General features: G+C 66.4%; 10 protein-coding genes. 4 read left to right on the forward strand and 6 right to left on the reverse strand.

Going from position 1 to position 12,426, the window contains the following annotated elements; translation table 11 throughout:
• The first annotated feature begins 75 nt into the window (after positions 1-75).
• Both EOA23_RS08570 and EOA23_RS08575 read left to right on the forward strand, forming a co-directional pair.
• The gene (locus tag EOA23_RS08570) at positions 76-1,545 is read left to right on the forward strand and encodes a DUF1800 family protein (RefSeq protein WP_127303616.1); all 1,470 of its coding nucleotides are present in this window, start codon (positions 76-78) and stop codon (positions 1,543-1,545) included.
• A gap of 19 nt (positions 1,546-1,564) precedes the next feature.
• On the forward strand, positions 1,565-2,803 hold the full coding sequence (locus tag EOA23_RS08575; RefSeq protein ID WP_127303608.1) for a DUF1501 domain-containing protein: 1,239 nt from the start codon (positions 1,565-1,567) through the stop codon (positions 2,801-2,803).
• A 222-nt stretch (positions 2,804-3,025) separates the two neighbouring features.
• On the opposite strand, the gene EOA23_RS08580 is transcribed toward EOA23_RS08575, so the two are convergent.
• Positions 3,026-3,292 carry a hypothetical protein gene (locus EOA23_RS08580; RefSeq protein WP_127303609.1) on the reverse strand — a complete coding sequence of 89 codons (267 nt, stop codon included), beginning with the start codon at positions 3,290-3,292 and terminating at the stop codon, positions 3,026-3,028.
• 283 nt (positions 3,293-3,575) lie between these two features.
• Here EOA23_RS08580 and EOA23_RS08585 point away from each other — a divergent pair, with 283 nt between their 5' ends.
• Positions 3,576-4,022, forward strand: a complete 447-nt coding sequence (locus EOA23_RS08585) for a pyridoxamine 5'-phosphate oxidase family protein (protein ID WP_127303610.1) — start codon at positions 3,576-3,578, stop codon at positions 4,020-4,022.
• Between the two features lie 100 nt (positions 4,023-4,122).
• On the opposite strand, the gene EOA23_RS08590 is transcribed toward EOA23_RS08585, so the two are convergent.
• From EOA23_RS08590 to EOA23_RS08615, 5 genes are all read right to left on the reverse strand, one after another.
• Complete coding sequence (locus tag EOA23_RS08590; protein WP_127303611.1) at positions 4,123-5,694, reverse strand: indolepyruvate oxidoreductase subunit beta family protein; 1,572 nt, start codon at positions 5,692-5,694, stop codon at positions 4,123-4,125.
• The gene (locus EOA23_RS08595) at positions 5,687-7,840 is read right to left on the reverse strand and encodes an indolepyruvate ferredoxin oxidoreductase subunit alpha (RefSeq protein ID WP_127303612.1); all 2,154 of its coding nucleotides are present in this window, start codon (positions 7,838-7,840) and stop codon (positions 5,687-5,689) included. The genes EOA23_RS08590 and EOA23_RS08595 overlap by 8 nt, the downstream gene beginning before the upstream one ends.
• Positions 7,841-7,885: 45 nt before the next feature.
• On the reverse strand, positions 7,886-8,368 hold the full coding sequence (locus EOA23_RS08600) for a MarR family transcriptional regulator (RefSeq protein WP_127303613.1): 483 nt from the start codon (positions 8,366-8,368) through the stop codon (positions 7,886-7,888).
• On the reverse strand, positions 8,368-9,939 hold the full coding sequence (locus EOA23_RS08605; protein WP_127303614.1) for an NAD(P)/FAD-dependent oxidoreductase: 1,572 nt from the start codon (positions 9,937-9,939) through the stop codon (positions 8,368-8,370). The genes EOA23_RS08600 and EOA23_RS08605 overlap by 1 nt, the downstream gene beginning before the upstream one ends.
• A 307-nt stretch (positions 9,940-10,246) precedes the next feature.
• Positions 10,247-11,038, reverse strand: a complete 792-nt coding sequence (locus EOA23_RS08615; RefSeq protein WP_126062911.1) for a cyclase family protein — start codon at positions 11,036-11,038, stop codon at positions 10,247-10,249.
• 119 nt (positions 11,039-11,157) lie between these two features.
• Here EOA23_RS08615 and EOA23_RS08620 point away from each other — a divergent pair.
• Positions 11,158-12,426, forward strand: a 1,269-nt coding sequence (locus EOA23_RS08620) for an NAD(P)/FAD-dependent oxidoreductase (RefSeq protein WP_145966410.1), incomplete at its 3' end; no start/stop codon positions are given.

Here is a 12,426-nt window from a genome sequence, read left to right on the forward strand (position 1 = left end):
GTGCTGCGGCCGGCGTCGGGAAGCCATCCGACGACGAGGACATTCCGGTCGACGCGGCGCGCGCCGGCCGGCGAGATGGAGGCTGGATTGGCCTTACCCGCATCAAATGCAACGCCGCCCGATCCGGCGCTGGTCGCACTCCACCGCTTCGGCCTCGGCGCGAGACCGGGCGACGATTTCGGCAAGATCGCCGCCGATCCGCGCGGCTACCTCAAGGCCGAGCTCAAGCAGCAGGATATCGCGCTGATTTCCCCCGACGATCCGAGGAATGCCGGGCTGCTGGACAGCACGGCGGCGATCCAGGCCAGCATGGCGGCGGCCATGGAGCGTAAGGCGGCGCGGGATGAGAAGGTGGCCGCCGCCATGCAGCCGATGCCAGCGGATGATCCAGCCGGCCCGGCCGTGGCAAAAGCCAAGCCCGCTTTGCCGCGTGTCGAGGCCGATATCTATCGCGACGACGCACAAGCCCGGCTCGACAAGGCGCTCGCCGCGACGCCGGGCGTCGTGGAGCGGCTGGTCGGCTTCTGGTCGAACCATTTCTGCGTGTCGGTCGCCAAGGCGCCGGTCGTGCGCGCCTGCGCCGGCGCCTTCGAACGCGAGGCGATCCGCCCCTTCGTGCTCGGCCGTTTCGCCGATATGCTTTTGGCTGTCGAGCATCATCCGGCGATGCTGTTCTATCTCGACAACCAACAGTCGATCGGGCCTGATTCGCGCGCCGGCAAAAGGCGTGGCCGCGGCCTCAACGAGAACCTCGCCCGCGAGATCCTGGAACTGCATACGCTCGGCGTCGGCAGCGGCTATGCTCAGGCCGACGTCACCAGTTTCGCCGCCATGCTGACCGGCTGGACCATGGCGGGCCGCGAGGGGCGGCTGGGAGAACCGGGAAGCTTCGTCTTCAACGCCAATGCGCATCAGCCGGGCAAGGCGGCGCTGCTTGGCAAGACCTATCCCGACGGCGGCATGGGCCAGGCGGAGGCCGCGCTCAACGACATTGCCCGCCATCCGGCCACCGCGCGGCACATCGCCACCAAGCTTGCGCGCCATTTCATCGCCGACGATCCGCCGGCGGGGGCGGTCGCCCGCCTGGCCTCGGTCTTCACCAAGACCGACGGCGACCTGCGCTCGATCGCCTTGACGCTGGTCGACATGCCCGAAGCCTGGTCGACGCCGCTCACGAAGCTGCGCTCGCCCTTGGATTATGTCGTCGCGCTGCGACGGGCGGTCGGCGCGACCGCCGGCAACGAACCGCAGCGGTCGCTGCGCTGGCTGAGCGCGCTCGGCGAGCCGCTGTGGCAGCCGCCAGGACCGAACGGCTTTGCCGACAGCACCGACGCCTGGGCTTCGGCGGAGGGGCTGAAGACGCGTCTCGACATCGCCTGGCAGGCCGCGAAGCAGGCGAACGACATCGGCGATCCCGACGAGATGCTGTCGTCGCTGATCGGCGCGTCCGTGTCGGACGAGACGCGGGTCGCGATTTCGCGCGCCGAGTCCAAGCAGCAGGGCCTGGCGCTGCTGTTGATGGCGCCTGAGTTCCAACGTCGCTGACAGCAATGGAGATGCGGCCATGAGCCTTCTTTGCGAAACCCCAACCCTGTCCCGGCGCGCGATGCTGATGACCGGCGGGGCGCTGTTCGCCTGGGCCTATCTACCGCGCTTCGCCCGCGCCGCCGACAAGCGCGACCCGCGCCTGATCGTCATTGTGCTGCGCGGCGCGCTGGACGGGCTGTCGACGGTCGGGCCGGTCGGCGACCCGGACTATGCCGGCCTGCATAGCGACATCGCGCTTTCGCTCTCAGGCGCCAACCCGGCATTGCCACTCGACGGTTTCTTCGCCGTCAACCCGGCAATGCCGGTGTTTGCGCGCCTGTTCAAGGCGGGCCAGGCGGCGGTGGTGCATGCTGCGGCGACCGGCTATCGCGACCGCTCGCATTTCGACGGCCAGGACGTGCTGGAAAGCGGCCTGCCAAGCCCCGGCAATGCCACCACCGGCTGGCTCAACCGGGCTTTGGCCAATCTGCCGGCCGGTGACAGGATCGCGAAGGCCGGCGGACTCGCGGTCGGGCCGTCGACGCCGCTGGTGATCCGCGGCGCAGCACCCGTGCTCGGCTGGGCGCCACAGGCGCTGCCCACGCCCCGCGACGCCTTGGCCGAACGCGTGCTCGACCTCTACAACCATCGCGACCCGGTGCTGGCTGCTGCCCTGCAGAAAGGTCTCGACGCCGACCGCATGGCGATGGGCGACCAGCTCGATGGCAAGACGATGAAGCCGAAGGGCGGCCTCGACAATGCCGCCGGCATGCGCCAGTCGGCGCAGGGCGCTGCCAGGCTGATGGCGGCCGATGACGGGCCGCGCATCGCCGCATTAGCCTTCGACGGCTGGGACACGCATGTCAACGAAGGCGGCGCGACGGGGCGGCTCGCCAACCTGCTCGGCGGCCTCGACGGCGCGTTCGAGGAATTCGAGAAGGGGCTCGGCGAGCGCTGGAAGGATACGGCGATCGTCGCGATCACCGAGTTCGGCCGCACGGCGCGCATCAACGGCACTGTCGGCACCGACCACGGCACCGGCACGGTGGTGCTGCTCGCCGGCGGCGCGATCAAGGGCGGCCGCGTCATTGCCGACTGGCCGGGACTGAAGCCGGCGCAGCTCTATGAAGGCCGCGACCTTGCGCCGACCAGCGATGTGCGCGCGGTGCTGAAGGGGCTGCTGGCGGATCAGTTCGGATTGTCCGCCGCGGTGCTCGGCGACAAGGTGTTTCCGGAGTCCGCTGAGGTGAAGCCGATGCGGGATCTGGTGGGGTGAGCCTGGGTTTGCCGGTCAGAGATGGCTTCGGCGCCCTCTCAGTTCGTCATCCTCGGGTCTCCGCGTCCGCTTCGCTCCCGCTCCGCCCGTGGATGACGAACTGAGGGGCCGCGGCCAATCACGAACGCTGGCGCGGAGGTTTCGAAGCTGTGCGTGGGGACCTTAGCCAAAATGCCCGCGCCGTTTCCGGTGCGGGCGTCGACGGCGATCCGGGAGCGGTCATCAGCTCCAAAAACCGTGATGCCAGCGGCCGTGATACCAGAAGCCGGGATGCCAGTGGCGCACATGCATCGGGCGGACCCGGCGGTTCGGCACGCATCTGCCCCAGCGGTTCATGTGCCAGCCGGGGCCGCAGCGCCAGCCGACTGTCTCGATCGGCAGCGAAGATGATGCGCTTGGCTTGACAAGCGGCATGGCCTCGGAACCGACGGCGGAAACCGTCAATGTGCCGGCGGCCAGGGCGATGGACAGAAAGTATCTTGCGAACATGCGTTGTCTCCGTAATTCGTCCCTACGTCCGTGAAACGGAGTGTAGGCCGAATTCCGTCGGAGCGGTGTGGATCACATCTTCGTTAGCCCCATCGACGGCACCGCCCCGCGACGGTTCGGCACGCGTCGCCTCCCGGTTGCGCCGTTGAAATGGGATTGTCGCGGCCGGCATCAAATTGATCCATATCAAGGAGCCACGAGGTCCTCCGCTCTAGGCTCCAGGTGATAGAGGCCGATCGGCGGAGACCGGCCGAAGGCCGGTTGAGACCAGGAGTTCACAGCGATGATGATCCGCACGCTCTCCACTTTGCAATGCACGAAATTGCTGGCGGCGAACCGCATCGGCCATCTGGCATGCGTGAAGGATGGGCAACCTTACGTCGTATGCTTCAACTATGCCTACGCCGACAGCCATCTCTATGCATTCTCCTTGGAGGGTAAAAAGATCGACTGGATGCGGGCCAATCCCCTGGTGTGCGCCCAGGTACAGGAACATACGCAAGGACGCGGATGGAGAAGCGTTGTTGTCGACGGCCGCTATGAGGAACTGCCCGACCGAGTCGGCCATAAGGTTGAGCGCGACCATGCCTGGTCGGTCTTGAGCAAGCACACCGATTGGTGGGAGCCAGGCGCGCTCAGGCCCGTCACGCCTCCCACATCGGACACCATTCCGCACGTTTTTTTCCGGATCCTCGTCGAGCAGATTTCAGGACGGGAAGCGAGCGAATAGTCGACTCGGCGCGAGCCGGACTCCGTGAAGAAGCGCCATTGCCGGTGCTTCGCGCATCCGGCATCGTCCAAGGTGTCAACTGAAACACCACGGAGCGCGGCTATCCGCCCAGCGTCGCCACCGTCTTCAGCGCGCCGTCCAGCATGTCGCCCTTCTCGTCCTTCAGCGCCGCCTCGCGCAGGCGGCGTAGCCAGTCGGCGGCGTCTTCGCGGCCCTTGAGCATCGGCAGCGCCGACAGCACGCGGTCGAATTTCGACTGGGCGCGGGCATGGGTGTCGCTGTAGCCCTTGATCAGCCGGCGGCAGTTCAGGATTTCGGTGGCCAAAGCGTAGTCCTGCCGCGCATGGTTGAGCGCCAATTCGTACCAGCGCTCGAGATGCTCGCCTTCGACCTTGTGGCGCAGCAGGCGGCGGCGCCAGCGGCGCAGGCCGCCGATGAACCAGAGCATGGCGAAGCCGGTAAAGCTGTCGGTGCGGATGTGGCGGCCGCGATTGATGCGACGGTCGAGGAAGGCGGCTAGCTTCGGCCGGCTCTCGATGTAGCTGCCAAGGCCTGCCGGCATAGTGCCGCAGAATTCCTCGATGCGCGGATGGAAATATTCGGTGACCTGCAGGACCGAACCTTCCTTGACCCCGGCCTCCTTGCGCACGCGCTTGTCGCGGGTCGAACGGGTCTTGAGATCGGCGACGCGGATCATGTCGTCATAGCACATTGCGTTGGCGAGATGCTTTGCCGCGGCGATGGACAGCGCATAGCCGCGCTCCGCATCGTCCAGCGCGAACGCCTTGTCCAGCCGATCGAGATATTCGCCGCCATAGGTGACGTCCTGGTAGTCGACGACCTTCTTCAGGCCGCGTTCGGCCATGTCGCGCGCTGGTTCAGGTAGCGCCGCGACACGGGCGGCAAGCTGCTGCCAACCCTTGAGAAGAGTTTCCGGACCGCTGACCCTCGCCGCCGACTTGGGTTCCGCGGCGGCAGGCTTCGCCGCCTTCTCGCTTATTAGCGCGGTCGCGATGCCGCGCGCGCGATCGCAGGCGGCACCAAACGCTGCGAGGCTCGCCTTGACGCCGCGTCCACCGGCGCCGATCGCCTGCTCATAGCTTTCGCGGGTGAAGGGCAGCGCATCCGAGCCGGCCAGCGCGCCGAGCAGGCTGGCCGATATCATTGTGCCGTTGTCGGCGGCGATCTTTTCCATGTCGAAGGCGATGAAGCGCTTGGCAGCGGCTTGAGCCGTCGCGTGCACCTTTTCCGACGAGGCGCGGCCGTCGCCCGGCTCGATCTTTTCCGAGACGGCGGCGATGCGGTGCGAGGAGGTGATCAGCGTCGTGCGCTCGGGCGTGACGAAGCCGCGGATGATGGCGCGGCCGGCTTCCATCAGCTCGGCGGCGATCAATATGTCGACATCGCCCTGCGAGGGCGACAACGCGAAGACCGGCAGCCGGCCGGTGTCGCGGGCCATCTCGATGTAATAGATCGTGGCGCCGGTACGCTGAGCGACGCCCGCCACGGAAGTCGACTGCGCGATGTAGCCGTTGCGCTCGGCGACGTCGGTGATCCAGTCGGCCAACACGCCGCCGCCCTGGCCGCCGACGGCGAGAACGGCGAGCTTTATCACCCGCTCGTCATCAAAGGCGCCTGTCTTCGGGCGCAGCGCTGCGTTGTGATCAAGCATCGGCGAACATCAAACGGCGGCTCTCGCGGCGCCGCTGCAACAGGCCGATCACGGCGCGGCGCGCGCTTTCGAGGAAACGGTCCCAGCGTCCAGGATTGTGGACGACATCGGCGCGGTAGAAGGATGGGCAAAGCACGGCGGCATCCGCCACCTCGCCGCAATTGCCGCAGCCGACGCAGTTCTGGTCGATCGAGGCCACCGGATCGTCGCGCAGCGGATCGTCGAGCGACTTGACCGACAGCGACGGGCAGCCGGAGAGGCGCATGCAGGCATGGTCGCCGGTGCAGATGTCCTCGTCGACACCGAATTTCGGCTTGACCACGCGTTCGCCGCCCTTGATCGCCTTGTCGACCAGCGGCTTCTCGCGGCGCTGGCGGTTGAGCATGCATTCGGACGAGGCGACGATGACCTTCGGCCCCTTCTCCTCGGTGGTCAGCGCGTCGCGCAGCGCGGCGCGCATCTTGCCGACATCATAGGTGCGGTCGATGTGGCGCAGCCATTTGACGCCCATGCCCTTCACCGCCTCGTCGATCGGATGCTTGGTCGACTTGGTACGGTTGTTGGCGCGGGATGAAAGAATGTCCTGCCCTCCGGTGGCAGCCGAGTAGAAATTGTCGACGATGACGATGACGCCGTCATTCCGGTTGAAGACGGCGTTGCCGATCGAGGAGGTGAGGCCGTTGTGCCAGAAGCCGCCGTCGCCGACGAAGGAGATCGAGCGGCGTTTGGCTCCCGGCGAGTTGAAGGCGGAGGCCGAGGCCGGCCCAAGCCCGTAGCCCATGGTGGTGGCGCCGAGCTCGAAGGGCGGCATGATCGAGAACAGATGGCAGCCGATGTCGGAGGCGATGTGGTGCTTGCCGAGCTCCTGCTCGACCAGCTTGGTCGCGGCGAAGATCGGCCGCTCCGGGCAGCCGACGCAGAAGCCTGGCGGACGTCCAGGCACGACGTTGATGAGATCGGCCGTATCGACGCCCTCGCCCAGCTTGTTCGGCGCGCGCACCTCGCCCGGCAACAGATGCGGGGCGTTGGCGCGCAGGAAGGAGCCGATGCCGTCAAGCATGACCTGTCCAGTATATTCGCCGGCCATCGGCAGATGCTCCTTGCCGACCAGCTTGGTCCCGCGCCCGGCCTTGTGCAGCATGGCCGCGAAAGCCTGCTCGATATAGTTGGGCTGCCCCTCCTCGACGACCAGCACCGCCTGCTTGCCTTCGCAGAAGGCGAGGAACTCGTCGTCGACCAACGGGTAGACGGCGTTCAGCACATAAAGCGGCACGTCGGTGTCGCCATAGGTGTCGGCAAGGCCAAGCCGCTGCAGCGCGCGGATGACGGAATTGTACATGCCGCCCTGCATGACGATGCCGACCGAGCCGTGGTCCGGCCCGAACATCTCGTTGATCTTGCGGCTCTTGATGAAATCGACCGCGGCCGGCCAGCGCTTGGCGACCTTCTCCTTCTCATGCAGGAAGGAGGCTGGCGGCAGCACGATACGGCCGGTGTCGCGGCGCGGCGCCGACAGCGCGTCGGCGACCGACATTGGCGGGCGCTTGTTGTCCTTGGCGATAAAATGGCCATGGACATGGCAGCAGCGGATGCGCACTTGCAGCATCACGGGTGTGTTCGACGCCTCGGACAGTTCGAAGCCATCCTCGACCGCCTTGACGATCGAGGGCAGGTTCGGGCGCGGATCGAGCAGCCAGACCTGGCTCTTCATGGCGAAGGCGTGGCTGCGCTCCTGCATGATCGAGGAGCCCTCGCCATAATCCTCGCCGACGATGATCAGCGCCCCGCCGGTGACGCCGCCGGACGCAAGGTTCGCCAGCGCATCGGAAGCGACATTGGTGCCGACCGTCGACTTGAAGGTGGCCGCACCGCGGATCGGGTAATGCACGGAGGCGGCGAGCATGGCGGTGGCGGTCGCTTCCGAGGCACTCGCCTCGAAATGCACGCCGAGCTCGCCCAGAATGTCCTGCGCATCGGCCAGCACATCCATCAGGTGGCTGATCGGCGCGCCCTGATAGCCGCCGACATAGCCGACGCCGCATTGCAGCAGCGCCTTGGTGATGGCGAGGATGCCCTCGCCGGCGAATTCCTCGCCGGCCCCTAACCTCAGCTTTTCGACTTCCTTGGCAAAAGACCGTTCGGCCATCTCCGCCTCCTTCCGTTGCCGCAATCACGCGGCGCGTATGTCAATTCAGATGTCGTGCTTGCGGATGTTTTTCAGCATCTTCTGCAGGATCGCGATCAGCGCGGCATATTCGGCATCGTCGACATCCTCGAACATCGCCTCGAACGCGTCGTGCATGGCCGGCCAGGCGCGGGTGAAGAGCGCGCGTCCGTCGTCGGTCAGGAACACATGGCGGATGCGGCTGTCGGTGACGCCCTGCTCGCGCCGCACAAGGCCCTGGCCCTCCAGCGTGTCGAGCGTGCGGCTCAAGGTCGACTGCTCGATCACCGTGTAGACCGAGAGGTCGTTGACGGTGGCACCGTCGGTCACCGAGAGCACGGCGAGCGTCCGCACCTGCGGAATGGTAAGACCCTGCTTACGGAAATCCTCGCGCAAAGTGGCGTTGTAGCGGCCCATGATGCGGTTCATCAGATAGGGCGCGAATTGCTGCAGGCCGATCTGGCCGAGGGTCGAGATGCGCTGGCGCTTTTCCGGGAGCTTCTGTTCCATCAGAGCCTCCCCGCCAGAAGGAAGCCGGAGCCGCCGCCTAGGCCGGCACCCGGATGGGTCGAGGCGCCGATATGGTAAAGGCCCTTGATGCCGGTCTCGTGGTTGCGGCTTGCCTTGAACGGCCGCCACAGGAAGGACTGGTCGATGGTGGACGAGCCGCCATAGGGATCGCCGCCGACCAGGTTGATGTTCATCGCCTCGAGATCCGCCGGCGAATAGGCGCGGCGCGCAATGACCGTGTCGCGGAAACCGTCGATGTGGCTGGCGAGGATCGCCTCGGCGCGATCGGCATAGGCCTCGCGCAGCGCCTCGGTCCAGCGCCCGTCAGCCGGCGCTTCCAGCTTGCCGGCGGCATCGCCCTTGATGTGGCGCGGCGCCTCCGGCAGTTGCAGCCACAGGATCGCCTTGCCTTCCGGGCAGCGCGAGGGGTCGAGCGCGTGCGGCTGGCCGATGCAGATGGTCGGCACTTCCGGCAGCAGGCCGCGCACCGCCTCGTTGCAGGCTTTCGAAACGCCATCCAAACCCGGCGTCAGATGCAGCAGCGCCACCTTGTCGAGGCCCTCGCCGCGCCAGGCCGGCGGCTTGTCCAGCGCGTAGTGGATCTGGAAATTGCCCTTGCCGTAGCGATAGGCCTGCGTGGCCTTGGTTGCCGGCTCAGGCGTATCCCTATCGAGCAGACGGCCGTAGAGCTGCGTCGGCGTGACCGAGCAGATGACGCTCTTCGTGGCGGTCAGCGTTTCGCCGGACGCTAGCCGCACGCCGGAGGCGCGGCCACCAGCCTGGACGATCGAGGTAACATCGGCGTTGACTCGGATTTCGCCGCCGCGTTCCTTGATCAGCGCCTCGAAGGCAGCGAGCAGTTTTTTCGCGCCGCCCTTGACGATCGGCGCGCCGGCAGCCTCCAACGCGAACGCGATGACCTTGGCGATCTGGCCGGAGAAGGCGTCTTCCGGCCCTAGTCCGGCATGCAGCACCCAGGGCGCCCAGAGCGCGCGGACAATGTCGGAGGTGTAGCTCGTTTCCAGCCAGCCGCGCGCGGGCACCAGCGCCTCGCCCATGAAGGCGGCGAGGTTCCGCGGGCCGCGCCGCCAGGCCTCGCCGGCCAGCAGCTTGGTTGTCGGATAGGACCAGAGCGCGCCGCCGAGCAGGCCGAACAGCAGCCCGGCATTGCGCTCGATGCCGCCGACGTCGCCGCCATGTCGGTCGCCGTCGCCGGCGGCGATCCGGTTGAGCGCCGCAATGTTGGCGGCGCGGTCGGTGGCGAGCACGGCATGGCTGCCGTCCGGCATGAGAACGCCTGTGGGAGTCGCCGTGTGGCAGAACTCCAGCCCATGCCGCGCAAGGTCCTTGCCGAGCGCGGCAAAGGCCGGCGAGGTGATGAACAGCACGAAGGTCGTTGCCATCACGTCATGGACGAAACCCGGCGCGGTGATCTCCTCGGTGCGCATGCAGCCGCCGATGCGGTCGTTGCGCTCGAGCACCAGCACCTTGGCGCCCTTGGCGCCAAGCATCGCCGCGCAGACCAGGGCGTTGATGCCGCTCCCAACGATGATATGATCGGCGGCGGTCATTGGGCACCCGTAGGTGCAGGCAAATGAACGCTAATCACGCCATGCCGAGTTCCTTCGCGCCCCCCTCTGCCCTGCCGGGCATCTCCCCCTCTAGGGGGGAGATTGGATGTCACGCTGGCCTTCGCCAATCTCCAAGGCCGAAAAGACAAGCGGGGCGCAGAAGCTGCCAATCTCCCCCCTAAAGGGGGAGATGTCCGGCAGGACAGAGGGGGGCGCCGTAGAGCCCCAGCGCTCCAAGACGACCGCCTCGAATCCATCACTCCATTGCCCTCGAGCATGATCTTCTCCCGAAGACCGCCGCCTCGCCTTACTTGCCCGGCACCAGCGCCAGCGCGCGGATCGGGCTGCCGGTGCCGCGCTCGATCTTGAGCGGGGCCGCGATCAGGATAGCGCCCTTCGGCGGCAGCTGGTCGAGATTGCAGAGGCTGGCGAGGCCATAACGATTGGCCTTGTGCATCAGCGTGTGCGCCGGGAACGGCGGCTCCATTCCTCCTGCCTTGCCGGCATCGGTGCCGATCGTCTCCGAGCCCCAGCCCTTGATATCCTTGCTGATCAGGAACTGGATGGCCTCGGCCGTCGGGCCGGGCGTGTGCGGGCCGGTCTCGTTGGCATTGAGGAACTCGGCTTCCGAGCCGTTGCGCTTGTACCAGTCGGTACGCATCACCACCCACTCGCCGGGATTGATGGCGCCGTGCTTGGCTTCCCAGGCCTTGATATGGTCGACGGTGAGCAGGAAATCGTGGTCTTCAGCTGCTTCCACTGAGCAGTCGATGACGTTGACCGGGCCGACAAAATTCTGCGCCGGAATGGTGTCGGTGGCGCCGTCCGGATAGTCCTTGCCGGTGATCCAGTGCTGCGGCGCGTCGAAATGCGTGCCCGAATGCTCGCCCAGCTTCAGCCAGTTCCAGGCCCACCACGGACCGTTCTTGTCGTATTTGGAAATCTCGTGGATCTCGACCTTCGGCGTGTCGACGGCCAGCTCCGGCGGCAGCTTGATCAGCGGCGTGTTCGGCCCGAGCGGCGCCGTCAGGTCGACCACCTTGATCCCTCCCGAAAGCAGCTGGCTGGCGACCTCGCCGAGGAGTTTCTGCGTGTCCATGGTCTTTGTTCCCTCTTGTCCGTGATGATCAAGGCTCGTTGCGGCCCTTAATATACCTACTAGACGAAAACATATGCATCTGCAATTATCTTTAAGCATAAAGCATTTTGGGGCGGGGCGTGAGCGAGTTCGACGCCATCTTTGTCGGGGCGGGCCACAACAGTCTGGCATGCGCCGCGCATCTGGCGCTCAAGGGCTGGAAAATAGCGGTTTTCGAACGCAGCGAGGTAATCGGCGGCGCGGTGCGGACCGCCGAATACACGCTTCCCGGCTTCCGGCACGATTTCGGCGCGATGAATTTGAGCCTCTTCGCAGGCTCCGCCTTTCACCGGAAATATGCAAATGAATTGAATAGCCACGGGCTGGACTTCGCGCCGGTGGCCGATTGTTTCGCCAGCACCTTCCCCGATGGGACATGGTTCGGCGTCAGCATCGACCTCGAAAAGACCGTGTCGAGGCTGGCCGCCTTCTCGGCGGCCGACGCGGCCACATGGCGCCGGCTGGTAGGCGCCTTTCCGGGTGAGGCCGAACATCTGTTCCGCCTGCTGGGATCGCCGATGAGCGCAAAGGCGCTGGCTGGCACGGGCTGGAACCTCTGGCGCAAGAAGGGTCTTGCCGGCGCGCTGGATACGGCTCGGTTGCTGCTTTCCTCGCCCCGCGCGTGGCTGGAGGAGAATTTCGAGACGCCGCATGTGCGCACGACGCTCGCCGCCTGGGGCATGCATCTCGACTTCGCGCCCGACATCGCCGGCGGTGCTGTGTTCCCCTACCTGGAATCGATGGCCAACCAGAGTTTCGGCATGGTGTTGGGCAAAGGTGGCGCCGATACGATTATCCGCGCGCTGGCCGGGATGGTGAAGGCGGCTGGCGGTCAGATCACGACCGGCGCGGATGTCGCCGAAATCACCGTTGCCGGCGGCAAGGCGACTGGGGTGCGGCTGGCATCCGGCGAAACCCATGTCGCGACCAAGGCCGTCATCGCCGGCATCGCGCCGAAAGCGCTGCGGGGCAAGCTGCTGCCCAATGGCTCGGGCAACGCCGGCTTCGATGCGGCAATGCAGAAATTCCGCCATGCACCGGGCACGATGATGATCCATCTGGCGCTGGACGATCTGCCCGATTGGAGCGCCGGCGCCGAGCTTCGCCAGTTCGCCTATGTGCATCTGGCGCCGTCGCTCGAAGCCATGTCGCGCACCTACCAGCAGGCGACCGCCGGGCTGCTGCCCGACCAGCCTGTGCTGGTGGTCGGCCAACCGACGGCCGTCGATCCGTCGCGGGCGCCGCAAGGCAAGCACGTGCTGTGGGTGCAGGTGCGCATGCTGCCGGCGGAGATCCTCGGCGATGCTGCCGGCAGCATCGCGCCCGCGCACTGGGACGCGGTCAAGGCC

Origin of the sequence: Mesorhizobium sp. M2A.F.Ca.ET.042.01.1.1 (assembly GCF_003997405.1) — a bacterium.
In the GTDB taxonomy this organism is placed as follows: Bacteria; Pseudomonadota; Alphaproteobacteria; order Rhizobiales; family Rhizobiaceae; genus Mesorhizobium.

Bases quoted from the DNA above. Each gene is read 5' to 3' on its own strand.
- EOA23_RS08575 (WP_127303608.1), top strand. From the start codon at position 1,565: ATGAGCCTTCTTTGCGAAACCCCAACCCTGTCCCGGCGCGCGATGCTG.
- EOA23_RS08585 (WP_127303610.1), top strand. From the start codon at position 3,576: ATGATGATCCGCACGCTCTCCACTTTGCAATGCACGAAATTGCTGGCG.
- EOA23_RS08600 (WP_127303613.1), bottom strand. From the start codon at position 8,368: ATGGAACAGAAGCTCCCGGAAAAGCGCCAGCGCATCTCGACCCTCGGC.
- EOA23_RS08570 (WP_127303616.1), top strand. From the start codon at position 76: ATGGAGGCTGGATTGGCCTTACCCGCATCAAATGCAACGCCGCCCGAT.
- EOA23_RS08605 (WP_127303614.1), bottom strand. From the start codon at position 9,939: ATGACCGCCGCCGATCATATCATCGTTGGGAGCGGCATCAACGCCCTG.
- EOA23_RS08595 (WP_127303612.1), bottom strand. From the start codon at position 7,840: ATGGCCGAACGGTCTTTTGCCAAGGAAGTCGAAAAGCTGAGGTTAGGG.
- EOA23_RS08580 (WP_127303609.1), bottom strand. From the start codon at position 3,292: ATGTTCGCAAGATACTTTCTGTCCATCGCCCTGGCCGCCGGCACATTG.
- EOA23_RS08615 (WP_126062911.1), bottom strand. From the start codon at position 11,038: ATGGACACGCAGAAACTCCTCGGCGAGGTCGCCAGCCAGCTGCTTTCG.
- EOA23_RS08590 (WP_127303611.1), bottom strand. From the start codon at position 5,694: ATGCTTGATCACAACGCAGCGCTGCGCCCGAAGACAGGCGCCTTTGAT.